General features: G+C 55.4%; 18 protein-coding genes and 1 rRNA gene. 9 read left to right on the plus strand and 10 right to left on the minus strand.

What is annotated here, in order from left to right; all coding sequences use genetic code 11:
* Window positions 1–147 precede the first annotated feature (147 nt).
* The 3 genes from VF639_RS12180 to VF639_RS12190 form a co-directional block, all read right to left on the minus strand.
* Window positions 148–942 carry an SDR family NAD(P)-dependent oxidoreductase gene (locus tag VF639_RS12180; protein ID WP_331146179.1) on the minus strand — a complete coding sequence of 265 codons (795 nt, stop codon included), beginning with the start codon at window positions 940–942 and terminating at the stop codon, window positions 148–150.
* 306 nt (window positions 943–1,248) lie between these two features.
* Window positions 1,249–1,626, minus strand: coding sequence for a cupredoxin domain-containing protein (locus tag VF639_RS12185; protein ID WP_331146180.1), 378 nt, complete (start codon window positions 1,624–1,626; stop codon window positions 1,249–1,251).
* A 12-nt stretch (window positions 1,627–1,638) separates the two neighbouring features.
* Window positions 1,639–3,903, minus strand: coding sequence for a heavy metal translocating P-type ATPase (locus tag VF639_RS12190; protein WP_331146181.1), 2,265 nt, complete (start codon window positions 3,901–3,903; stop codon window positions 1,639–1,641).
* 382 nt (window positions 3,904–4,285) lie between these two features.
* On the opposite strand from VF639_RS12190, the gene VF639_RS12195 reads away from it, so the two are divergent.
* The 7 genes from VF639_RS12195 (at window position 4,286) to VF639_RS12225 (ending at window position 13,698) form a co-directional block, all read left to right on the plus strand.
* Window positions 4,286–4,762, plus strand: coding sequence for a hypothetical protein (locus VF639_RS12195; RefSeq protein ID WP_331146182.1), 477 nt, complete (start codon window positions 4,286–4,288; stop codon window positions 4,760–4,762).
* 354 nt (window positions 4,763–5,116) lie between these two features.
* Window positions 5,117–6,061 (plus strand): heavy metal-binding domain-containing protein, encoded by a 945-nt coding sequence (locus VF639_RS12200; RefSeq protein ID WP_331146183.1) that lies wholly within the window; start codon window positions 5,117–5,119, stop codon window positions 6,059–6,061.
* A 36-nt stretch (window positions 6,062–6,097) separates the two neighbouring features.
* Window positions 6,098–6,907 (plus strand): DUF305 domain-containing protein, encoded by an 810-nt coding sequence (locus tag VF639_RS12205; protein ID WP_331146184.1) that lies wholly within the window; start codon window positions 6,098–6,100, stop codon window positions 6,905–6,907.
* A 364-nt stretch (window positions 6,908–7,271) separates the two neighbouring features.
* Window positions 7,272–8,471: a TolC family protein gene (locus VF639_RS12210; RefSeq protein ID WP_331146185.1), complete on the plus strand. Its 1,200-nt coding sequence runs from the start codon at window positions 7,272–7,274 to the stop codon at window positions 8,469–8,471.
* Window positions 8,471–9,079, plus strand: a complete 609-nt coding sequence (locus tag VF639_RS12215) for a hypothetical protein (protein WP_331146186.1) — start codon at window positions 8,471–8,473, stop codon at window positions 9,077–9,079. Before VF639_RS12210 ends, VF639_RS12215 begins: the two co-directional genes overlap by 1 nt.
* The gene (locus VF639_RS12220; RefSeq protein WP_331146187.1) at window positions 9,063–10,217 is read left to right on the plus strand and encodes an efflux RND transporter periplasmic adaptor subunit; all 1,155 of its coding nucleotides are present in this window, start codon (window positions 9,063–9,065) and stop codon (window positions 10,215–10,217) included. The genes VF639_RS12215 and VF639_RS12220 overlap by 17 nt, the downstream gene beginning before the upstream one ends.
* Before the next feature lie 166 nt (window positions 10,218–10,383).
* Window positions 10,384–13,698: an efflux RND transporter permease subunit gene (locus tag VF639_RS12225; protein ID WP_331146188.1), complete on the plus strand. Its 3,315-nt coding sequence runs from the start codon at window positions 10,384–10,386 to the stop codon at window positions 13,696–13,698.
* A 61-nt stretch (window positions 13,699–13,759) separates the two neighbouring features.
* Here VF639_RS12225 and VF639_RS12230 read toward each other — a convergent pair whose 3' ends face one another.
* The 7 genes from VF639_RS12230 to VF639_RS12260 all read right to left on the minus strand — a co-directional run bounded on the left by VF639_RS12230 (window position 13,760) and on the right by VF639_RS12260 (window position 21,286).
* Window positions 13,760–14,713, minus strand: a complete 954-nt coding sequence (locus VF639_RS12230) for a phosphatase PAP2 family protein (RefSeq protein ID WP_331146189.1) — start codon at window positions 14,711–14,713, stop codon at window positions 13,760–13,762.
* 57 nt (window positions 14,714–14,770) lie between these two features.
* On the minus strand, window positions 14,771–16,054 hold the full coding sequence (locus tag VF639_RS12235; protein ID WP_331146190.1) for a DUF4833 domain-containing protein: 1,284 nt from the start codon (window positions 16,052–16,054) through the stop codon (window positions 14,771–14,773).
* A 149-nt stretch (window positions 16,055–16,203) separates the two neighbouring features.
* Complete coding sequence (locus tag VF639_RS12240; protein WP_331146191.1) at window positions 16,204–18,768, minus strand: DUF5686 and carboxypeptidase-like regulatory domain-containing protein; 2,565 nt, start codon at window positions 18,766–18,768, stop codon at window positions 16,204–16,206.
* Window positions 18,765–19,148: a GtrA family protein gene (locus VF639_RS12245; RefSeq protein WP_331146192.1), complete on the minus strand. Its 384-nt coding sequence runs from the start codon at window positions 19,146–19,148 to the stop codon at window positions 18,765–18,767. Before VF639_RS12245 ends, VF639_RS12240 begins: the two co-directional genes overlap by 4 nt.
* Window positions 19,149–19,634: a phosphatidylglycerophosphatase A family protein gene (locus VF639_RS12250; protein WP_331146193.1), complete on the minus strand. Its 486-nt coding sequence runs from the start codon at window positions 19,632–19,634 to the stop codon at window positions 19,149–19,151.
* The gene (locus VF639_RS12255; protein WP_331146194.1) at window positions 19,615–20,949 is read right to left on the minus strand and encodes an inositol-3-phosphate synthase; all 1,335 of its coding nucleotides are present in this window, start codon (window positions 20,947–20,949) and stop codon (window positions 19,615–19,617) included. The genes VF639_RS12250 and VF639_RS12255 overlap by 20 nt, the downstream gene beginning before the upstream one ends.
* A gap of 94 nt (window positions 20,950–21,043) precedes the next feature.
* Entirely contained in the window at window positions 21,044–21,286 is a 243-nt protein-coding gene (locus tag VF639_RS12260) for a hypothetical protein (protein WP_331146195.1), read from the minus strand.
* Window positions 21,287–22,523: 1,237 nt separating this feature from the next.
* Between VF639_RS12260 and VF639_RS12265 the strand changes: the two genes are divergently transcribed.
* Both VF639_RS12265 and VF639_RS12270 read left to right on the plus strand, forming a co-directional pair.
* Window positions 22,524–23,972 (plus strand): amidohydrolase, encoded by a 1,449-nt coding sequence (locus VF639_RS12265; RefSeq protein WP_331146196.1) that lies wholly within the window; start codon window positions 22,524–22,526, stop codon window positions 23,970–23,972.
* 865 nt (window positions 23,973–24,837) lie between these two features.
* A 16S ribosomal RNA gene (locus VF639_RS12270) occupies window positions 24,838–24,909 on the plus strand; the annotation flags it as partial.

Here is a 24,909-nt window from a genome sequence, read left to right on the forward strand (position 1 = left end):
AACCTTGGAAGTGAAATGGAGGAGGTGAAAGAGCATTGCAATCAGAAATGGCAGACTAGGCTGCGTGAACAGTAGCGCGGAACAGATTTCCTGTGGCTTCCGCGCTACCAAATTCTGGCACTGAGCCGTTGGGCGGGTCTGGGGCGGCTATTCCTGCTTCTCGAACTGCGATTTGCTGACACTTGCCAGCCAGGCGTCGGGTAGGGTGTTGGCCATAGCGGCCTTCAGCTTGTTGCTAAAGCCCGAAATAACCCGCGCCTCCCCACTCATCAGCGCCTCGTAGCCGTCTTGGGCCACTTGTTTGGGGTCGGCTTTGCTGGTTTGGCCTTCTTTGGTGTCTTCGGCGTCGGAAGCCACGAAGAAGTTGGTGTCGGTGGCGCCGGGGCACAGGGCCGTCAGCGTCACGCCCGATTCCTTAAATTCCTCGGCCAGCGCTTCGGAGAAGCTAAGCACAAAGGCCTTGGAGGCGCTGTACACCGCAAAGTTGGGGGTGGGCTGAAAGGCGGCCAGCGAAGCCAGCTGCAGAATGCGACCCTTACCGCGCTGCTGCATGTCGCGGCCAAAGTAGAAGGTCAGCTCCATCAGGGTCGTGATATTGGTGTTGATCATCTCGACGTGCCGGTCGATGTTTGCTTCCAGGAACTTGCCCGCTAATCCAAAGCCCGCGTCGTTGACTAGAATATCTACCTGTAGGCCCTGGCGCTGCACGGCATCGTACACCAACCGGCCGGCACCGGGGCGCCCTAAGTCTTGCGTAATCAGGGTGGGCGTGATGCCGTGGACCTGCTCCAAGTGCTGAGCGAAGCTTTGCAAGCCTCCCGGATTCTGGTCTACCAGAATCAGCTGGTACTGGTCTTTGGCCAGCAAGTGGGCCAGTTCCTGGCCGATGCCGCTGGCGGCACCGGTGACGAGGGCAACGGAGAGGTTCAAGTCATTAGCCATGGTGGTAGTCCGGCAAATAGGTAAGGGTAGAACTTTCTCTACCAGGCTATTTCCGAGAAGGTTACTACTGTTGAGTAAAAGTCGGGGCCTGATTGCTTGCCTAGTGTTGAGCTAGAATCCTGTGCTGATGTGCTTACAATCGCTGCACAAAAGGGGCTACTATAGAGACGCGACACTTCGTGTCTCGGGGTTGAACGACCTGCCTAGAACAATTCAGTTTAAACAACGTCAGCAACGCCGAGACGCAAAGGGTCGCGTCTCCACAATAGTTAAAGACCAGCTTCTTTAACTAGGTTGAATCAACCTTTATTTCACTACTAGGATACCCCGCAGCATGCCCATGCCGCAGGTGAATTCAAACGTGCCGGCTTGCTGCGGTAGCAGTTCCACCAGCGTGGTTTTGAAGGCCGGTAAGTCGCGGCGGACGCTGAAGTCGGGCATCAGCAGTTCCTCCGAGCAACTATTTTCCTCGTCGCGGTAGAAGCTCAGTTGCACGGGCTTGCCGCGCTCCACTTCAATTACTGCCGGCGAGTAGCCACCCTTCACCGTAACTGCCACTTCCTGCACGCCCCCCGACGACGAAACCGCCGCGGTAGTTTGGCGCGATGAAAAGAAGAAGTACCACACAACAAATACAGCTAGTGCCAAGCCGCCCACCGTCACTATAATTTCAACAGTATCCATGAGGTAGAACAATTAACGGTTGGTGAAAGCCCGTAGGCGCAGCGAATTGGTGAGCACCGACACCGAACTCAGCGCCATAGCGCCGGCCGCCAGCATGGGCGAGAGCAGCCAGCCAAACACCGGATACAGCAACCCCGCCGCAATAGGAATGCCGAGGATGTTATAGATGAAGGCGAAGAACAGGTTCTGCTTGATGGTGCGGATAGTCTGGCGCGACAGCTCAATGGCCGTCACCACTCCGTTCAGGTCGGAGCGCATCAGCGTAATGCCGGCTGCTTCCATGGCCACGTCGGTACCCGAACCGATGGCTAACCCGATGTCGGCCTGCGCCAGTGCGGGCGCGTCGTTGATACCGTCGCCAACCATGGCCACCACGCGGCCTTCGGCTTGCAGTTCCTTCACCTTACCGGCCTTGTCGTCGGGCAGCACTTCGGCGAAGTAGCGCTTGATGCCAACTTGGCCGGCCACTTGGGCTGCTGTCTGCGGGTTGTCGCCGGTCATCATTACCACTTCAATGCCTAGGGCCTGCAGCTTCCGGATGGCGGCCGCCGACGTGTCGCGCACGGTATCGGCCACGCCGATTAAGGCCACAGCCTTACCGGCTACGGCCACGTACAGCACCGTTCTGGCTTGGTTGAGCAAGTGTTCGGCTTGGGCCGTGAGTTCCGGTGAAAGCGTAACCCCTTCATCGGCCAGCAGGCGCCGGTTGCCGATGAGCACGGCTTGGCCCGCTACCGTGGCAGCAGCCCCTTTGCCTTCCACCGCCCGAAAAGCTGTAGCGGGCACCTTATCAGTGTTTTGCGCATCGGCGTAGCGCACTACCGCTTCGGCCAGCGGGTGCTCGGATAACCGTTCCAGGGCGGCTATTAGCTGCAACAGGTGCCTGGCATTCTGGCCAGGCGCCACGAAATCGGTAACGGCGGGCTGGCCGTTGGTGATGGTGCCGGTTTTGTCGAGCAGCACCGTATTTACCTGGTAGGCCTTTTCCAGCGCCTCCGCGTTGCGAATCAGTACCCCATGCTCGGCCCCTTTGCCGGTGCCAACCATGATGGCCGTGGGCGTAGCCAAGCCGAGGGCGCAGGGGCAGGCAATGATGAGCACGGCCACAAAATTGACCAGCGCCAGCGGCAGACGGGTAGCCACCGGGGCTAAGTCAAACCAGAGCACAAAAGTCAGGATGGCAATAATCACTACCGTCGGCACGAAGATGGCGCTGACCTTGTCGGCCAGGCGTTGGATGGGTGCGCGGCTGCCTTGAGCATCTTCCACTAGCTTCACAATCTGCGAGAGCATGGTATCGGCGCCGACTTTGGTGACGCGGAAACGGAACGAGCCAGTCTTGTTAAGCGTGGCGCCGAAAACCGGGTCGCCCACCTTTTTCTCCACCGGCAGACTTTCACCGGTAAGCATGGCTTCATCGAGCGAGGAATGGCCTTCTAATAGCACGCCGTCGGTAGCCACCTTCTCGCCGGGACGCACCACCACAATGTCGCCGAGTTGCACCTGCTCGATAGGCACATCCAACTCCTGACCGTTGGGGCGGACCACACGGGCCGTTTTGACTTGCAAACCTAGCAGGGCTTTCATAGCGGCTGAGGTTTGCGTTTTGGCGCGCATTTCCATCACCTTACCAAGCAAAATCAGCGCAATAATGGTGGCCGTGGTGTCGTAATACACCTCGGGCATGATGCCGCGGCTCATGAAGAAGCCCGGAACTATTGTAGCAGCTAGGCTATACAGAAACGCCGCACCAGTGCCCACAGCCACCAATGTGTCCATGTTGGCGGCCCGATGCTTGAAGCCGTTCCAGGCCGACACGTAAAACTCGCGCCCGCTGTAGAGCAGCACTGGCAACGTTAGCAGAAGCAAGGTGTAGTTCAGCCATTGCATGTTTACGCGCTGCAGCAGGGCAGGCCACAGCATAAGCATACTCAGCGGCATGATGACGATGGCCAGGCCTAACGCCACCCAAAAGCGGCGCTTCAGCTTCTGGTACGCCACGGCCTTCTGTTGGTCGATTTCCGCGCTGCGCTTGGCGGCGCTGGTATCCGGGGCGCGCTCGATAACGCCGTAACCGGCCTTTACCACAGCTTCTTTGAGTGAGGTGGGCGAGGCTTGGTCGGGCAGGTATTGAACGGTGGCCTTTTCGGTGGCGAAGTTGACCATGGCATTTTGCACCCCAGGCGTGCGGCTCAGCGACTTTTCCACGAAGGAAGCGCACGAGGCACAGGTCATTCCTTCTATATCGAGGGTTGTAGTTTCGGGTTCGGGAGACATGACAAATCAGCTAGAATAAGAGCGCAGAGGTACTTTCAGAGAGTCGAGTGCCACGCCCAATAACACGGCAAAGGAACTGCGGACGGGTGCGCTATGCCGTATGTAATCTTGAACAATAGTTACATAATTTGTAGTGCCCTTGGCTTCGCTGAAACGCTTATATAATTGTGCTTTGCTTATGCATAATTCTGCTCAGCAGAGGACAGGCAAAACAGGTTGACATGGCGGGAAATGCCTTCTACAATGTCCAGAGGCAGGATTTTAACTTGATAAGGTCTACTTTCCGTCTGAGGCAGAAACTCAACTCGCCATTCCTAGGTTAAGAGACAGTACAACACTTCTGCTGAAAGCGCGCTACTTTCGCAGTTGAATTTTGCCTGTCATGTTCCGTAGCCTGTTCCTGTTCCGACGCTTGCTGGCGACGACCTTTCTGGTCGTCTTCGTCAACGTGTTCGTAGGGCAGTGCTGGTGCGCAACTACGGCTCCGGCAGTTTCTGGCAAGGCGCTGATGGCGAGCTGCCACACGAAGCCGGATAAGCCCATGCCTCCCGGCTGCAAGATGCACGGCTCGGCAAAGGACGGCACCGCCAAAGGCAAACCGGATACCTCTCACAAGTCTTCGGGCAAGCACGACTGCTGCAAAGACAAGTCGGCCTCGTTGCTCTCGTCGCTGACTACGCCGGCCGAAAAGCACGTAGCCATTCCCGCACTGGCCCTCTTGCCGACGGCAGTGGAGTTTCAGTTCCGCCCCCTGGCGGGCCCTTGGGATTGGACAGCCAGCGTGCTGCTGGTGCCCCCGCGGCAGCTAAAACCCAAAATTCCTGACATCCGCATCTTCATTCAGTCCCTGACTGTCTGATTGTTTCGACGCGCCAAGGCTCGCGCCGGCATGGCTATGCTATGTCCGGGGCGGGCCTTGGCATTTTTGCGTCTGCTTGGGTAGAGGTTACCCTTACTCCTTCTCCGAAAGAGAGCAGAACTAATTTCTGGTCCTAACAGCTGGCTAGTTCCCACATCTGCTGTCATGCTCGCCCTATAAAGCTTGCGGTGCTGCCAGGGTTGCATGGCATCCGCTGAAGAAGAGCAAAAAGCCAATAGCTATTAGGCCTTTCTAGCCTAAAGCTAGCTCCCCTCTCCCTGAGGAGAGGAGCTAGGGGTGAGGTCACGCACGACCCTACGGAGCCCCGTTTCCAACTTCAAAATTTCTATTTCAATGAACCGCATTTTCGTTCAAATGCTGGCCGCTGCCAGCCTGTTAGCGGCTGCTAGCTGCTCATCCGATACCTCTAGCAGCCCCACTAATACCGTGGCCGATGCCACTGAAGCCGGTGCCGGAAGTTCTGCTGAGCACGCCGGCGCGCACACCTACGCCTGCCCCATGCACCCCGAAGTGACCAGTACCAAGCCGGGGGAGAAGTGCCCAAAGTGCGGTATGGAGCTGGTGCACAACGACCAGGTTTCCAATGGCAAGTCGTACCAGATGAAGTACGAGCCTACGCCTATGCAGCCGGTAGCCGGCCAGCCCGTTACGCTGGCTTTCACGCCGCAGGAAGTGGGCAATGAGAAAGCGCCGGTGCCGCTAGCCGTGGTGCATGAAAAGAAAATCCACCTCATTATCGTTAGCAAAGACCTGGCGCAATTCCACCACGAGCACCCGGAATTCACCGCCGACGGCAACTACAAGGCCCCGTTCACCTTCAGCAAAGGCGGTGACTACGTGCTGTTCCAGGACTACACGCCCGACGGTAGTGGGCACCAACTAGGCCGCCAGCCCATCACGGTGCAAGGCCCGAAATACACGCCCGTTAAGTTCACCAAAGACCAGATGCAGTGGCAGCAGGACGGCTACCAGGCCACCTTATCGTTTGGTAAGGCGCTGAAGGTTGGCCAGCTGCTCGGCATGAAAATCAACATCACCAAAGGCGGCCAGCCCGTCACCGACCTCGACAACTACCTCGGTGCCCTCGGCCACGTGGTGGTTATCAGCGAAGACACCGAGAAGTACCTGCACGTGCACCCCAACGACCAAGCCGACAAAGGTCCCAACATCGGCTTCAGCACCAACTTCGAGGCTCCGGGCCTGTACCGCGTGTTCCTGCAGTTCAACCACGCCGGCCAGATTCACACCGCCGACTTCACCATCCAGGTCAGCGCGTAACTGCTTCATTTTCACCTCCAGCCTAGACCTGCACGTATGAAAATCTCGGTTTTTTCCTTTGCCGCCCTTACTTCTGGAGTTCTGTTGCTCGGTAGCTGCAACAGCAAGCAATCAACTGATTCCAGCGCCACCACAACGACCCAGGCTATGGCCGATTCTGCTGCTCATGGCGACATGGAGCATTCAGTTATGAGCCATGGCACTGCCACAACAGGCATGATAGCCGTCATGGCTAATATGATGGGGCTAATGAATGCCGTCAAGCCTGCTGGCAACACCGACCACGATTTTGCCCATATGATGATGGCCCACCATCAGGGCGCCGTGGATATGTCGGCGCTGGAACTCAAGGAAGGTAAGGACGCTACCCTACGGGTCATGGCCGAAAAAATCAGCGCCGACCAGAAAAAGGAAATCCAGGACCTCGAAGCCATTGCCACCCGCCTCGACGGAGCCCCCACCAACTACAAATCCACCGACCCGGCTGACCCATTCACCAGTGCAATGAAAAGCTCGATGGATGGCATGATGAAAGATATGGGCACGGGCAGCGGCAACGTCGACCAGGACTACGCCCAATTGATGGTGCCCCATCACCAAAGTGCCGTGGATATGGCCAAGGCAGAGCTGGCGCACGGCCGGGATACCAAGCTGAAGGAAATGGCGCAGAAGATGATAACCGCGCAGCAAAAGGAAATCCAGCAGTTCAAAGACTGGCAAACCAAAAACGGCGGCAAGCCCAAAGCCGAAGAGGCGGTGTACGAGTGCCCCATGGGCGACGGCGGCCAAAGCAACGCCCCCGGCAAGTGCTCGAAGTGCGGTATGGACCTAGAAAGGAAGGCGTAGCAGCCATGCACTTCACCCTCGGCCCGACTTCAAAAGGGAAGGGGCGTGAGACGCAAGCATCGTGTCATTCCGCGCCTCCAGCGGCGAGAGGAATCTGAATTAAAGACGTTCAACGATTATACCCAGATTCCTCTCGCCGCTGGAGGCGCGGAATGTCGGAATGACAAAGCCTAGTAGGATAAACTTTTAGAATCTACCTGATAGGGCAATTCCTAATGAACGCAGCCAAAGCATCGCTCCTGCTTATTGAGTTAACAATAAAGCCATTTACCAATTGATAATGGTGAGCCTTCATCGAAAACTAAATTGCCCAACTCGTCTGGCTCTCCTTCTTTTTTGGAGGGGGTGCCGGAGGGTGAGGTGCATGGTCTTGCTGTTGTTGCTGGCCGGGCCGGCGCTGGCGCAGCGGGTGGTAGTGCGCCTGGATAGCGCCGAGCAGCAGGCCCTGCGGCTGCATCCGCGGCTGCGCCAGTCGACGCAGGAAATCGAGGAACAAAGGGCTTTGAAACGGGGCAGCTTCGCCCCGCCCAATCCGGATTTTCTGTGGTCGGCACCTACGGGTGAGCGGTGGGCGCCGGGCGTGGTGCAAACCATCGACTTGCCGAGCGTGTACCGCAACCAGGCGCGGGCTGCGCAGGCGGGCATTGTCTTGGCCGAGCGAGGGCTGGACGTGAACCGAGCCGCCGTGCGCCGCGACGTGCGCTTGGCCTACCTCACGTTGCAATTTGCCGAAGCCCAAGTGCAGCAGCTCACCTATCAGGATAGCTTGTTTCAGACGTTGCAGCAAGCCACCAACCGCCTGTATGCAGCCGGCGAAGTCACGGCCTTGCAGCGGGTGAGCACCGAAGCCGAAGCCCGGCAGGTACGCAACCAATTGGAGCAAGCCACTGTGGACCAAGGCGCGGCGCAACGGCGGCTTGGTTTGCTGCTCGGCCAACCCAACGCCAACCTGACGGTGGAAACCGACCTGCGGCAAACCGGCCCCGAGCTGGCTCGCACTGGAGCCGAGCTATTGGGTACGCTTTCCAATCAAGACAGTGTCGCCGTTGCTTTGAGCCCCACGCTGGCCTACTACAGCCAGAATGTGACCCTGAGCCAGTCTGGTATTAGCTTGGTGCGGGCCCGCCGGACGCCGGCCCTGACGGTGGGGTACCAGAACCAGGCCTTCGAAGACTCGCCCTTCAAGTACCGCTTGCAGTTTGGCGTGTCGTTGCCGATCTGGTTTTGGACTTACCGCTCGCAGTTGCAGGCGGCTACGGCCCGCAGCAAAGCCGCGCAGGCGCAATTGCAAGGGCAGCGCCTCGAGCTAAGCACTCAGTACCAGCAGGCCCTGGCCGACACGCGCAAGTTTGCTTCCTCGCTCACCTACTACGAGCAAACCGGCCTGCCCCAGTCCAGTGCCATCATCAGCCAGTCGTGGCGCCTGTTTCGGGCCGGGGAAATCAGCTACCTGGTGTTGATTCAGAGTCTGAACCAGGCTTTTACCATTCAGAATACCTACCTGACCACCATTCGGGACTACCGTCAGGCCATTGTTGAACTTAACTACCTGCGCGGACAATAATGAAGAATTTGCTTTTGCTGCTGCTCGCGTTGCTGCTGGCTACCGGCGCCCGCGCCCACGGCGGCGAAGACCACGACGCCGCCCAACCCTCGGCCGGACCCGTGGCTACCACCTTTTCCGTAGCGGCTCTTTCTGAAAAGTTCGAGCTGCTGCTGCGCTTCGAGCCCCTAGAAAAAGGCCAGGACGCCGACATGCGGCTGTTTGTGTCGGATTACGCTACCAACGCTCCCATCAAAGGTGCCAAAGTCACCGTGACCTGCCCGGAAGCTACCAACCTGAAATTCACGGTTACTGAAAAATCGGCGGGGGCTTATCTGGTGGAGGGCGCTTTTCCAGCCAACCAGAAGTACAGCTTGGCTGTGCAAATCGTGGCCGGCGACCAAGCCGACTTGATGCTGCTTTCCAACCTGGAAGTGGGCAAAAAGCTACCCGCCGCTACTACGTCAGTAGCAGCGGTACCTTCTCTGTTTCCGTCCTGGAAAAACGTGCTGCTGCTGCTTGGGGCCTTCGCCCTCGGTATTGTCCTGACGGCTTTCTTCCTGCGGCGCCGGCGCGTGGTTGCGCCAGTCTCCACCACTTCACCTGTTGTGTATGAAAACCAAGCATAAGCTACTTGCTGCCACGGCTACCCTCGGCTTGGCCTTGACTGTGCTACTGCCGCCGCCCGCGCCACTGTGGGCTCACGACGGCGTAGACCACGGGGCCATCGCCCAACCAAACGCTGGCGTCGCTATGACCGATGCCGTGATGTTGCCTAAGGAAAGCCAGTTTCTGTTTGGCGTACGGACGGCCCTGGCCGGGTACTCCGCCACCTACAACCGCCTGACCTTATACGGCACCGTGTCCGCCGCCAATGGGGGCGAAGGCCGGGTAGTGGTACCCCAAACCGGCCGCATTGTGAGCTTGGCCGCACGAGTAGGCCAGGCGGTACGCGCCGGCCAAGTGCTGGCCGTTGTCGATCAAACGCTGGATGCCACGCAGCAAATTGGCCTCGCCACAGAGCGGGCCAATACCCAAGCTGAGCTACGCGCCGCTCAACAAGACTACGCCCGCCTGCAAACCATCGCCGACATTGCTGCCCGTAAAGACGTGGTAGCCGCCGAGTTGCGCTTGCGCCAGGCCCGGCAAAATGCGGCCATCCTCAACGGCCAAGCCCGCACCCGCCGCGTGAGCATCACGTCCCCCATCAGCGGCAGCGTGGATGTGTTTACTCTGGCTGTGGGGCAGCAAGTCAGCCAGGGGGACGAATTGTTCCGGGTGCTGAACCCTGGCAAGTTGCGCGTGGAAGCGCAGGTGTTTGCCCAAGACCTGGAGAAGCTTCCCGCCAATGCGCAGTTCATGATCGAAGGCCTCCAAGGCCAGCAGGGCAATGCGCCGGCGCGGCTAGTGGTGTTCAGCAACGCCGTCAACCCCGTGAACCAAGCGCGCCAATTGATTCTGGAGCTGGATAACGCGGGCAGCAACCTGTTTCGGGCCGGGCAGGCCGTGAACGTACAAGTAATGGGCACTAGCGGCAGTGGTAGCGGCAAGAAGGAGCTGGTCGTGCCCACCTCGGCCCTCACCGACCTCAACGGCAAGCCCGTGGTGTTTGTGCACACCGCCCCCGAAACCTTTAAAATCTGCTACGTGCAGCCCGGCTCAGCCAATGGTCAGCAGACTGTGCTGCTCGCCGGAGATGTCAATGAAAACGACCGGGTGGTGAGCGTAGGTACCTACCAGCTCAAGTCCATCTATCTGAATCAGTAGTAGTTGGCGCATCTTCTGCCAGTACACGCTGTAGAGACGCGACACTTCGCGTCTCGTCGTTGAACGACCAACCTAGCACAGTTCAGGTAAACAACCTCAGCAACGCCGAGACGCGAAGTGTCGCGTCTCTACACCCCGAACCCCACCAGCTGACAGCTCCCACACCATGCTTGATAAAATCATCCGCTTTGCCTTGCAAAACCGCCTGCTTATGCTGGCCCTCGCCCTAGGCTTACTGGTTGCGGGCTCCTACACGGCCCGTCAGCTGCCTGTGGACGTGCTGCCTGACCTTGACCGGCCCCGGGTAACGGTGTTCCTGGAAGCGGCGGGCATGGCACCTGAGGAGGTGGAAGCACTGGTAACGCTGCCCGTCGAAACGGCGCTGAACGGCGCTACGGGCGTGTCGGCGGTACGCTCCAACTCCGCTATTGGGTTGGGCATGGTGTTCGTGGAGTTCGACTACGGCACCGACATTTTCACCGCCCGCCAGATTGTGGCGGAAAAGCTACAAACCGTAGGCGAACAACTACCCATCGGCGTCACTCCAGTGCTCGGGCCAATTTCGTCGGTGATGGGGCAGATTATGCTGGTGGGACTGTCGTCGATTAACAGTGAACAATCAACAGTTAACAATTCGTCTGGTGCCTCCTCTCCACGGGAGAGGGGGCCGGGGGAGGCTGCCACCCGTGAGAACGATCAACTACCTACCACCCCCGCCGACCTGCGCACTTTGGCCAACTACACCGTGCGCCAGCGCCTGCTTAGCATCCCCGGCGTAGCGCAAGTCATTCCCATCGGCGGCGACAATTTGCAGTACCAGGTGCTGCTGGACATGCCGCGCCTGAATGCTGTGGGTTTGACGATTACGCAGGTGGAAGAGGTCCTGCGCCGCTCCAACCTCAACACCACCGGCAACTTCTTCGACCGCAACGGCTCGGAAGTACTGATCCGCAACCTAGGCCGCTTGCGCTCTGTCTCGGACATCGAAAACATCATTGTGGGCTACCGCGAAGGCTCGCCCATCACCATTAAGCAGGTAGCTAACGTGGAGTTTGGGGTCCGTTTCAAGCGGGGAGATGGTAGCGTGAACGGCAAGCCGGCCGTCATTCTGAGCATCGAAAAGCAGCCTGGCACTGCCACTGTAGGGCTAACGCAGGCTGTGGAAAAAGCGCTGGTCGAGCTACAGCCTTCGTTGCCGAAAGACGTGCAAATCAACACGCGCTTATTTAAGCAGGCTGATTTCATTGAGTCCTCGATCAGCAATGTGGAAGACGCCCTGCGCGACGGGGCTATTCTGGTGGTGATTGTGCTGTTTGCTTTCCTGCTGAACGTGCGCACCACTTTTATTTCCTTGGTAGCCATTCCGCTCTCGTTGCTTGTGACGGCGCTGGTATTCCGGGCCGCTGGCATCAGCATCAACACCATGACTTTGGGCGGACTGGCCATTGCCATCGGCGAACTGGTGGACGACGCCATTGTGGACGTGGAAAACGTGTTCCGGCGGCTGCGCGAAAATCAGCAGTTGTCTACTCCTAAACCGGCGTTGCAAGTCATTTACGCGGCCTCGTCGGAAGTGCGCAATTCTATTGTGTATGCCACCGTCATCGTGGTGCTGGTGTTCTTGCCGTTGTTCGCCCTCGAAGGCATGGAAGGCCGCATTTTCGCCCCGCTCGGCATTGCCTACATCACCAGCATCGTGGCCTCGCTGTTCGTTTCCCTAACCGTGACGCCGGTGCTGTGTTATTACCTGTTGCCTGAAATCAAACAGATTCGGCAGGCCGAGCAGGAGGGAGGTTTGGTACGTTGGCTGAAACGCCGGGATACTGGCCTACTGAATTGGGGGCTTACTCACCCGAAGGTGGTGCTGACCGTCACGGGCGGGCTGTTCGTGTTGGCGGCGGCGCTGGTGCCCTTCTTTGGCACCGAGTTTCTGCCTCCGTTCAACGAAGGCTCCCTGACCGTCAACTTCTCGGCGCCGGCCGGCACCTCCCTCACCGAATCCAACAAGCTAGGCACGCTCGGCGAGGAGCAGATTTTGCAGCTGCCGGAAGTTGCCTACACCGCCCGCCGTACCGGCCGTGCCGAACTCGACGAGCACGCCGAATCAGTAAATAACTCGGAAATTGAAGTGGCTTTCAAAACCGAAGACGAGTTAAAGAAGGAAGGCCGAACCATGCGTAGCCGCGACGAAATCCTGACCGATCTGCGCCAGCGGCTAGCCCTGATAACGGGCGTGAACGTGAACATCGGGCAGCCTATTTCCCACCGCCTCGACCACCTGCTCAGCGGTGTGCGGGCCCAAGTCGCCATCAAAGTATTCGGCAACGACCTGCTGGAGCTGCGTCGCTACGCCAACGAAGTACGCGCCGCGGCCAGCACCGTGCCCGGCGTAGTGGACCTGCAAGTGGAAAAGCAAGTTCAGATTCCGCAACTGCTGGTGCGCCCCCGCGACGCGGCCTTGCGGGCCTACGGCCTAGAGCGTGGCCAAGTGGTAGCCACCCTGGAAACCCTGTTTCAAGGCGACGTGGTGTCGCAGATGCTCGACGGGCAGAAGCGTTTCGACCTGATTGTGAAGCTGCCCGAAAATCAGCGCAACGACGTGACGACCATCGCCAACACCCGCATCGAAACCCCCTCCGGCGCCCTGATTCCGGTGAGTGAGGTGGCCGACGTGAGCTACGAGCCAGGTCCGAATACTGTTAACCACGAAAACACGCAGCGCCGCATTACGGTCTCGCTGAACGTAACTGGCCGTGACTTAGGCTCCACGGTGCAGGAAGTGCAGGCTCGCATAGGGCAACAAGTGAAGCTGCCGCCCGGCTACTACCTCACCTACGGCGGGCAGTTCGAGAGCCAGCAATCGGCTTCCAGCAAGATTCTTTGGCTGAGTTTGTTTTCCCTGGCGGGTATCTTTCTGGTGTTGTTCTCGCACTTCAAGTCGCCGCTGATGGTGGGCCAGATTATGCTCAATATCCCACTGGCGCTGATTGGCTCGGTGGTGGCCGTGCTGCTTACGGGCGGCACATTTAGCATTGCCTCGCTGGTAGGCTTCATCACCCTCACCGGCATTGCCTCGCGCAACGGCATCATGATGATTTCGCACTACATCCACCTGGTGGAGCACGAGGGCGAGAAATTCGGCAAGGAAATGATAATTCGCGGCTCGTTGGAACGGCTGGTGCCGGTGCTGATGACGGCATTAGTAGCGGCTCTGGCCTTAGTGCCGCTCACGCTGGCCAAGGATGCGCCCGGCAAGGAAATCCTGTACCCCGTGGCCACCGTGATTCTAGGCGGCCTGCTCTCGTCCACCTTCCTCGACATCATCGTGACGCCGGTGGTGTTCTGGCTGTTCGGCGAAAAAGCGCTGGCTCAGTACCAGCGCGGCCACCATGAGGTAAGCTTGGATTCGCGCCCCCAAGAACTGGACGCCCAACCTCTAACGCCAGCTTCTGATTTGACCCCGGCGCGGCCACTAATTTAAAGTTGTTTGGGCTACCGTGAGCACTTATTTAAGCTTATGCTACAGAAGCCAGGTAGAGCTGCTACGCCCTTGGAGCCGTAAGCTTGGAAAAGCCAGCTACGAACCGGTTAAATGGTTTGCTTTTAGCAAGCAGTAACTGCATCAGCCCCATTCCCAACAAAGCAGTGCAAACACCCGCCACTACGTCGAGCACGTAATGGTGGCTGGTGTAAACCGCTGCAAACCAGATGCCGGCCATGATAACCCCGAAAATCTGAACGAATACGCCCGAGTTATTGCGGATAGCATAGTACAGCACGATTACCGGATACGCGGAGTGCAACGAAGGCATGGCCGCGAAGATGTTGGAGTTTTTGGCGTAGATGGAGGCAAACACATTGACGCCAAACAGTGCATCAAACCTCGAAAGCCCCGCCGTGCTGCCCATCGTCAGGGGTTGAAACGCGAAGCCGTGCTGCTGCACGTACCACGGCGGCGCGGCCGGGTGCAGGTAATATACCGTAAAGCCGAACAAATTTACCAGCAGAAAGGTCAGGGAGAATTCAAAAAACAACGGCCGGTTCTTGAAGAACAAATACCCCGCAAAAGCCAGCGGCACCGGCACCCAGCACAAGTAGAAAATGCCGCACACCACATCCAGCAAAGCATTGTGATTGATCAGCCAAAACTCGTTCGGCGTCAGTGACTTGCCTTGGAACGGAATGCCAAACAAGAGCTTTTCGGCATGGTAGAGTGGCTCGATGTCCACTGCCCGGTAGTTGTAGTTCGGGAAGGCCTTCATGTAGTCGTACAGAATCCAGAAGACTACGAAGATGGAGAAGCCGGTGATAAAGCGCCGCGTGGTATCCGACAAGAAATAGCACGCATTGCAAAGCCCCACCAGCACCAGCTGTTCCGGCCGAAAGCCAATCAATACGTACGATAACAACAGGTACGCACCTGATAAAAGCAAAACGAGCAAGCTGCCTTTCCGGCTGGTGTTCAATGTGTTGGTTCCTGGCAAAGAAGCGGGCATTGAGGTAAGCTAAACTTCAGAATGCTTAGGCACTAGTGGCAGCTGGCCACAGCGCCGCTACACATTAAACCGCCGTACTATCGGCTCGCGCGTAGTGGGGTTCCACCCGGTCAGTTCCACGTATTTGACATTGGGCACCCAGAACGTACCGCCTTCGATGCGCAAAAAAATACGGTCGAGCACCATTTGTTGGTTGGCAACGGTGGTATACACATGAAACGCCTTGTCGGTGCTGGACCGCATCAGGTAGAAGCGGATTTTGCCGTAGGCGAAAAACTTCAGCTCGTACTTTTCGGGGGCCAGCTTTTTAGCATTGACGCCGTAGGCGAATTTGCGTTGAATGAAATCCAGGTTCTGGCGCTGGCCTTGCTCTCCGTAGCGTATCCAGAAGATGCGAATGGGCTCGTCTTCATCTAGTTTGCCGGCCCCATTCACGTTGAGCTGATAAATAACCGTGTTTGTGTTGGGGTCGCGCTGCAAGTAGAATAGCTGGTTGGCAATGCCCTTCGGAACAGGAAAGGTGGGGTCGGGTAGCGGGAAGGTTGCGCTCCAGCTTGCTTGTGCGAGCAAAGCCCCCGTAGCCAGCAGCAGAATAGTAGCCGCCACCTTTTTGGCTGCTGCCGGCGGCGCCGAAGCTGCTTTTAATTCCAGCCCTTTCTTGGCTTGCAGCAGCCGGGAAACCGCCGTAATGTTCGACAATACGGCCAGCACAGTGATGGGCAATGTGAAGATGGACATCGTTTCGAATACGTGGAACGGCACACCGGGCACGAACAATTTGTAGTCGTCGCCGAGGAAGGCGGAGCTGATGCCGCAAACCAGCGCACTGACGCCTAGTAGCACCACCCGCTCGGGGCGTTGCATCAGCCCGCCGCTGCATTCTATTCCCAATCCTTCAGCCCGGGCCCGCGTGTAGCTCACCATCATCGACCCAATTAGGGCGATGAAAGCAAACAATGAGCTAAGGAAGTAATGATGCGCTACCAGATAGTAGCAGATACCCAAAAACGTGAACAGCTCGCTGTAGCGGTCCAACACCGAGTCGAAGAGGGCGCCGTAGTCACTTTTCATGTTGCCGAGCCGGGCCACCTGGCCGTCTAGCATATCAAAAAGGCCTGCAAACAAGATCAAAGCCCCACCCCAGCCCACGTAGCGCAAGTCGCCGCGGTTACCTTCCTCTGCCCCAATAATAAAGAGCACGGCCACCCCGATATTGAGTAGCATCCCGGTAAGGGTAACTCCATTAGGCGTAAAGCCGATTTTGATAAGCAGCCTAACAAAAGGATTTATAACCTTATAAATGCCTTGTTGGAGCGCGTTGCGGAGGATGGTTGCGTTCATGTAGTGAGTGGCAGCAGGCGAGTAGGAGGCAAGCAGGAAGAAGGGGCAATGGGTAATAAAATGGTGCAAAGAAGGCTTTGCAATCAGACTGTGCTAGCGTTTCCAGACATGACGTGGTTGTCCTTGAATCAATATTGAAGTCTTATTGCTTAGAAGTCTACTTTAAAGCGGCCGCGTAAGCCCCATTCTGTCACGTTTGGGTTGTCGAGGTAATTGATTCTTTTCACGACATCCAACCGAAAAAGCTTGAATATATTGGCTATGCCTACGCTGGCTTCGGCGTAGGGCTGCCGGCCCAGGGCAAATGTGGTGGGCCGGCCTTGATTGTCTTGCAGAAACTGGTAAAGCTCTAACTGACGAACTGGATTGTTTTCCGCCCGCAACCCGCCGTACAGCAGTTTCAGCGAAGCTACTTCGCGCAACTTCAAGTGCTTGATCAGCGGGAGTTTGTTGAAGAAGAAGCCGTTGAAATTATGGTCCACGAAGAGGCTGGCATACTGGTCGCTGGAGAATTCCAGAAAGTTCATCAGGTTGTACGAGTTCAACTGATACGAGTACGTTTGGTTGGCCCGATGGATCGTCAGCAACGGAAACGGCACCTGCCCAAACGTGTAGCCTCCTTCCACCGTGACATCGGAAATGCCAAATGGCGCCAGATAAAACCGCTTCTTGATGTTGAGCGCCAAGTTCTGGTACGAGTACTCACCTGCCAGCAACCCCTTCAGGCCCGCCGTAAACCGGGCCGTAATAACCGGGTAAGGCCCAATGATAGGCACCCGGTAGAGCTTGCCCTGATAGAAGGTTTCTTTGGGCGCCCAGCGCAAGGCCAGCATCAGTTCCGTGGTATGCAGCGCTGCTATATCAGTGCTGCTATCATTGGCCCCCTTACGGAAATACAGCCCCCCCGCCGGCGACTGTTGCCACTTCTTGAAGCCTAGCGTGTACGAGAAATGGCTGTCGAACTCGTGCACGTAGTCGAGCCGATAAATGTCGTTGTAAAGCCATTTATCGTTAACACCGCGCTTGAAGGAGAGCAGAAAGTTGTCTTCCTGCACAAACTCCAGTTCCTGCCCCGGAATCTTGGTGTCGCGCTGAAAACTGGCCCGCACGAAGTTCTGCGGGAAAGTGTAAACCGACTTGTTGTTAAGCGAATAGGTGGAACTGAGGTAGTACTTCCACTTTTCGTCTTTGAAGCCGTAGGCCGCATACGTCTCAAAGTAAAGCCGCTTGCTTAGCTCGGGAGTAGTACGGCCGCCCAGCCGCAGCCGGAAGCCTTCCACGGGGTTGAAGCTGTAAAAGGCGTTGGCGGGCCCAACCTCGAACACGCCAAACGACTTGTAGCCCGCCAGCAGAAACGTGTACAGCCCCAGCGTCCGCCGAAACGACGGGATGGTTTGCAGGGTGTCCACGTTCTTATAAATCGCGCTTTCCAGCTGACTGAGGCTATCGGGCCGGTTCTGTTGCCAGAAGGCGGGGCTACGGGCCGTAAGGCTATCAGCGGTGGAAGTTGCGCTTTCGTAGAAACTTTCCGGCCGCGCCTGGTTGATTTGGTACTGTTGGTAGACGACGGTCCGCTCGCCGTAAAAGCCGGAGCCTTTGCTGGAAGAGACGCCAAAGTCAATAGCCAGCTCGCTCTTGCTTAAGTGGTAGCGCTTATCCGGGTTTTCCGCGAATTGCAAGCGCGCATTCAGGCTTTTAATGAAGTTAAGATTGATGCGTCGATCTACCGATAGCTCAGCCTGCTGTACCGCGTAATTGCCATCCAATGTCACGTAAAGCTTGCCTCTAAACAGCAAGTCTTCGCGGTTGCGGGGTGCAAAGCTTAACTCAAGTAATTGCGGCGTATTTTGCCGCAGCGTATCGGTGATAAAGTACTGGTAGAACGAAGGCGCCGAATTGGCCAACGGGCTCAGCAACTGATTGCCCAGAATGGTAATGCGGTTATCATAGATGTCGATGTCCTGGTACATTCTATTGAAGTAGGTGCTCAGGCCCCCGTTATCAATAAAATTCCTATCGAACTGCACCTGCTTGGTTCCGAGAGCTATGGTTTTATGCTTCTCCGGATTCTTGCTGTAGTATTCTTTGGCCAGCTTTTCTTCCAAGTAAAGCGGCAAAATATTCACGCCCCCCGCTGCCGCGGAATCTTGCTTCTGAAACAGAAACTGGTAGTTGCGGAAGAACTTGCGGTTTTTGAATTTGTCGGACAAGTTGCTGAGGGCAAACGACATCTTTTCATACTTGCTGTACTCCACGTAGTCGTAGCGCTCGGGGCGGTTCTGCTCTTTGTGCTCGATAACCTGCCGGATAAGCGCCACCGCCGGATTCTCTTTGTTGCGGTAGCGCGGCAGCTTTGCGCCTTGCACTACCACTTCCTTCAGCGCCGTAGCCGAAGTAGCTAGCTGCACGTCAAGTTTCTGCGGTACGCCGGGCGTAATTGCCTTCGTAATCGTGCCGTATCCAACCGACGTAAATACAACTGACGTGTAGGCGGCTGGTACCTCTAACTTGAAGCGTCCGTTTTCGTCGGTGCTGGTGCCGATGCCGGCTCCCGGAACCGCCACGCTCACAAAAGGAAGCTTCTCCTTGGTTTTGGCGTCCGTTACAACTCCCTCAATGCTAGTAGCTTGGCCTAGTGCCACAGCCGGTGAACCCAACAGTAGTATAGCATACACCACCGCGAGGTACTGACACCTAACTGACAGACTTGTCATGATTTTGGGAATACGAAGTGTCGCTGCAACAGGTAGTTGAAGCCGAACCCGACCAGCAGGGAAACCCCTATTTTGCTGATCACATAATTGGAATGCAGCACCTGCGTGCAGAAATAAACACCGGCCGCATTCAGCAGCATGCTTCCCAACCAAACGCCCAAGTATCGCCCACCCTGTGCCCGTGCGTTTTGCTTAGTTGCATCAAAAACAAAGTACCGCCCGAGGCTGAAATTGGTGATGCCCCCGGCAATGTTGCCCAAAATAGTAGCGGCCAAGTACCGGCTGTGCAGCACTTCCACGCAGCCGATTGTAACCACAAAATCGACGACGGTAGCAGCCAGCGAGGACACTTGCGCCTTAAGGAAACGAGGATAGCGCACTTAGAAAACGCGGAAATAAATTCCGGCCTGTACCAGTAAATTAGCATAGACGCCGGCCAGCACGTCGTCCATCATCACCCCCACGCCGCCCGGTAGCTTTTCCATCTTTCCAATAAATAGAGGCTTTACCATGTCAAAAAACCGGAACAGCACCAGTCCGGCTAATAGGCGAGGGCCCGTAAGAGGAACAAAAAGCACGCTGATCCACATGCCCGCCACTTCGTCGATAACCACTCGGTAGTTGTCTTTGCCCCAGAGGGGTTCAACGCGTTGAGCAACCCAGGTCCCCAACGCTACTATCCCCACCGTAAGCGAAACAACTGGCAGAAGACGCAGCGTCAGGCCCCGGTCGCGGACCAAGTAAAGTAGGAGGCAGCAGGCAACGGCTGCTACCGTGCCACCTCCCTTCACATAGCCAATACCTAAAACGGAGGCAACTAGCTTGCACGCGCGGCTACCCGGTTCGTTACCAGGCGCCGAGGGCATTCTGGTATTCTTCCGGCGCAAGGTCCGTAACCGGCTCTTCGCCCATCATTTGACGCAGGGTGTTGTGCAGCGTGGTTAGCTGTTTGAAGATGTCGTGCTCTGGCCGGTGGTGCGGCAAGGTTTGCGGCGCTTTCAGATAGAACGACAACCAGTCCTGAATACCACTCATATTGGCCCGTTTGGCTAAGTCAATGAACAAAGCCAAATCCAGCACCAAGGGAGCCGCCAAGATAGAGTCGCGGCAGAGGAAGTTGATCTTGATCTGCATCTGATAGCCCAGCCACCCGAAGATGTCGATGTTGTCCCAGCTTTCCTTGTTGTCGCCGGCTGGCGGGTAGTAGTTGATGCGCACTTTGTGGTACATATCGCCGTAGAGCTCCGGATTAGCTTCCGCATCCAGAATGTCCTCTAGCACGCTCAGTTTCGACACTTCCTTGGTCTTGAAGTTATCAGGATCATCGAGCACTAAGCCGTCACGATTGCCGAGAATGTTGCTGGAGAACCAGCCTTTCACCCCCAGCGCCCGCGCCTGTAGCCCTGGCGCCACAATGGTTTTCATCAAGGTTTGGCCGGTTTTAAAGTCTTTGCCCGCCACTGGCGTATTTGTTGCGTGCGCCAGCTCCAACAAGGCCGGCACATCCACCGTCAGGTTGGGCGCTCCATTCACGAACGGCACTCCTTCCTTAAGAGCAGCATAGGCGTAAATCATGCTCGGTGCAATGTTGGGCGAGTTGGTGTGCAAGCCTTCCTCAAAGCTGGCAAGCGTTTGGTGCACCGCCGCCAGCTCGTGGTAGATTTCCGTCGAACCACACCATACCATCACTAGTCGGCTGCAATTGCGTGTAGCCTTAAAGTTGCGGATGTCCTCAATGAGCTGCTCGGCCAAGTCATACTTAGTGGTATAGGTCTTGACGTGCGTACCATCCAGGTTCTTCACGTAATATTGGTCGAAGGCTGCCTTCATCGGCTTGATTGCCTCCAGCTCCGGCCGAATAGTCTCCAACAGCCGCGAATCCAGCACCTCAGCTTTTGAAGCAGCTTGGTACACATTATCGTCGTACACATCCCACCCGCCAAACTCGATGTCGTTGAGAGGAGTCAGAGAAACAAAATCCTTGATTTTCGGATAGTTGTTTTCGCTCCGGCTACCGATACGAAGATTGCCCATTTGCGTAAGCGAGCCAATTGGCTGCGGCCCCCCTTTGCGCACCGCCAATACGCCTGCGATGAGCGTAGTCGCGACAGCGCCCATACCGGGTAGCAAAATGCCTAATTTACCTTCTGCTGGGGCGACTTGCCCTTTTTGCTGTTTCATGTGGTGGTAATTGCGATGCCCTCGTAAGATGGATTGTTGCCCTTGGGCCTCGGGAAGGCAGCTAATCCGGAGTAGGTAAAAGATGTGGTTTTGTTTACAGGCAGGGAAGTGCCGAAACTTTCCCGGCAGTGGTAGTAGGTTCTTCAGCAAAAGACTGCTGATAGGGTTCAGAAACCGTTTCTGCAGTCACTCTAAACAGAGTTGCCGGATAACGGTGCCCTGGTAAGTTGAAGCCCACGTGCAGTTGGTACTGATACGGAAATGTTTGATCGAGGTGGTGATACAAGGCAGCTGAAACAAGCAGATCGTGATTTAGTTGCTGGTTTTCGCGTAGCATGCCCGCCACATGACTCAGCACCTCCCCTTGATACTTTGGTTTCGACTTTCGCCGGCTTGATATCACCCAACCTAGACTAGCTGCTCCAAATAGCTTTTGGTTGTGCCCCCGGCCCCGCAGTAGCTCGCGGAATTTAAAGTACACGGGTACTACCTCTCGCTTGCCTTGTTCTGTCGCCCAACTCAGCAACACGCTACTGCCTTGGTGGATAACAACCTCCCCGCCGCCCGCTCGGATGGCTGCCAGGCACTCGCTGAGTACTTCAGATAACAGCGCAGTTGTAGGGTTATTATTGCTTCCGGAAGCACCAGGTAACGCCAGGCGCAGAAATACTCGCTCCTCGCTCCCAACCTGAGCGGTGGCTGGCGTTTGCCGAAACCATGCCTCCAATCCTACGGTGTGCAATAACCACTTCCACAAACCGGATCCATTTGGGCGAGTAGGGGGTATTGCGGCGGATAACGTATCCATATTTAAGGTTCTTTTTGTTTTCGTTTCCAGACGCCGTTTGCAAAGCTCCGGTTGAAAATTTACTGTGATAGTGTTGGGTTGCCTCGTTTGTCAGAACGCCTTTAAAACCAAGGACTTCGTTTGTAACCACTGAATAGCTACGGCAAAGTGCCTCAAATTTCCGCTCTGGCATAGGTTAGCACACCTTAATGGTACTCAATCTCTTATTATTTAGGAATAAGGTAGGTTGACCGGTTGAAGAGCTACCAGGGGCATTTGGTCAGTCAGGTTGTAAAGCAGTTGTATTTATGCGTAGTCGGCTTAAGTGAAAAAATGATTGAATTGCAGTTCAAATAAATTAAAGCAGCTATACACAAGTAGCAGCAAACCACGCGGTAAGTATTAAAGCGGTAAGAAGTTGGTCCATTCGATGTTGAGCTACAAACGGAATCCAACCTTATCTTGGTTAGCTGCAATACTTCAAGGATAAACAGGAATGATGGCTTTTCATAATTGTAAACCTAAAATTTAGACCAGAATAGTTAAACGGTCGAAAACCTGCTTCGAGGTTGATAGATACAAAGTGCTTGTAGTATTGTTCACAGTTTATAGACCGAAAAAACAAATTGGTCCATTAACTGATAAAATTTCTCTGCGTGAGTTTCAATCCATTTCACTTCCAAACCTCAATAAATCTTTCTAAAAACTCGATTTTGAGCGTTAATGGAGCAGATGTATTTCAGCAAACAGCCGATCCGTTTAACCTTTGTAATCCTTGAAACACGCTATGAAACAAATTCTTACTTGCTTGCTGCTTGCCGTTTTGTGCCCATCTGCCGTGCCTGCAGCCAAGGATAAACCAGGCCGGACTAATCCTACAAAACAGCAAGCTCTTAAGGACATCAATGCGAGCTATGCTGCTTATAGCAAAATTGCCCTGCAAATTTGGGAATACGCCGAGGTCGGCTACAAGGAAACCCAAAGCTCCTCTTTGTTGCAGCAAACTCTACGTCAGCAAGGCTTTGCTGTGCAGGCAGGCGTAGCTGATATCCCAACTGCTTTCGTCGCGACCTACGGCAGCGGCAAGCCTGTCATCGGCATTTTGGCTGAATTTGATGCCTTGCCGGGTTTATCGCAGCAAGCAGTGCCAGAGAAAAAACCGGTTGCTGGCAAAGACGCGGGCCATGGCTGCGGGCATAACCTGTTCGGGACTGCGAGTGTGGCCACTGGTATCGAGCTGAAAAAGTTAATGGAAGCCGGTAAGATCAAAGGCACCATTAAAGTCTATGGCACGCCTGCTGAAGAGGGTGGCAGTGGTAAAGTATATATGGTGCGAGCCGGTTTATTTGAGGGCGTTGATGCCGTTGTGCATTGGCATCCAGGTAGCGAAAACCGAGCGATGATGAACAACTATCTAGCAAACTCCTCCGCTAAATTTCGTTTCCACGGCATCTCGTCGCACGCGGCCATGGCACCAGAGCGCGGCCGAAGTGCCCTTGATGCGGTAGAAGCCATGAACCACATGGTAAACCTGATGCGTGAGCACGTACCACAAGAAACCCGTATCCATTACGTCATCACCAGCGGCGGCAAAGCTCCTAACGTGGTACCTGATTACGCCGAGGTATACTACTATGTGCGGCATCCCAAGAAAGATGACGTCAAGCAAATTTTCGCGCGAGTAGTTAAAGCGGCTGAAGGAGCCGCCCTTGGCACTGGTACTACCATGGACTATGAAATCATAGGAGGTACTCACGACTTACTACTCAATGAAACCCTAGCCCGCGCCTTACAACTTAACCTCGACCAAGTAGGGGGAGTGTCCTACTCAGCCCAAGAAACTGAGTTTGGCCAGAAAATTCAGGCTTCCTTAGGCTTTGCAGTCCCTCCGTTAACCGCAGCTGCCACTGTAGGCAAGTTTGAAACTCGCGAGGGCGGCGGTAGCACTGATGTAGGCGACGTCAGCTACGTGGTACCTACCGTAGGTCTGGAAGCCGCCACTTGGGTGCCCGGCACGCCAGCCCATAGCTGGCAAGCCGTAGCCTGCGACGGTACCGAAGTCGGTACTAAAGGCATGCTAGTTGCAGCTAAAATCATGATCCTAACAGCAATTGATCTATTCACCACGCCCGATTTGCTACGTCAAGCAAAAGAGGAATTCAAGAAGGATGTGGGCACTTACGCATACAAGCCCTTGCTAGGTGACCGTAAACCAGCTCTCAACTATCGTGATTAGCGGAATGAGCAATAGCTATCTGTAGTTTTATCATCAGACTATTAAAGGAGGGAGCATAATAGTGCAGCTATTTAGTATTTCAGCTAAACGCCATGCTACACACAACCGGAAGTATTTCACCCTTGTTAGTTGGTCACAGCTTTGCATTGAGCTTGGTGCTTTAGCAAGCTTAGTATGGTGGCTTAGTGAATCTTGTGGGCCTCCCAAACAGATTAACTGAAAACTGCCTATCAAAAAGTGGTCTCGTTGGAACTGTATTACCTGCCTAGTTGTCTTACCTCTCGCTAAGGCTAGCTAAGGAACAAAAGTTGGAAGCCAAAGCTAAAAAGAATCGAATCTTATTTGGATCAAGAAAAAGCTTTCTTATCTTTGCACCCCGCTTCACAACAACGCCACAATCGGTGGCTGACTGATGGGAAGAAATAGCAGAGGAAGTGGGCTATAAGCACTTGTTTACAAATTTCTCCTTGAGGGATTTAGCAAAATCCAGCCAAAAAAAGTTTTACAAATTCTTTGGCGAGCTAAGAAAAACTTCTACCTTTGCACCCCGCTTCAAAACAACGGCTGAAGCAGTAGCAAAAAGAAAGTTACAGCAGCGTGAACGAAATACCTTCTCGCAGCTGTTTATCAAAAGTCGGTCAGTAATAAGGCCGCAAGAAGAGGCTGCTTCGGCAGCCACCAAGTTAGTCCAAAAGGGACTGACATACGTTCTTTGAATGTTTGGAAAAGACAAATCGGTAAGGCTTTGAATTAGCAGCACGCTACTTCGAAGCAGACAAGCGTAACAAAACGATTAAACTCGTTATACGAGTCGGATCAGCCCTCGACATCGTTTCTTCTTCGGGAGAGATAAGTAGTACATTATACAATGGAGAGTTTGATCCTGGCTCAGGATGAACGCTAGCGGCAGGCCTAATACATGCAAGTCGAACGGGTG

This window comes from Hymenobacter sp. (assembly GCF_036387835.1).
Taxonomy (GTDB): Bacteria; Bacteroidota; Bacteroidia; order Cytophagales; family Hymenobacteraceae; genus Hymenobacter.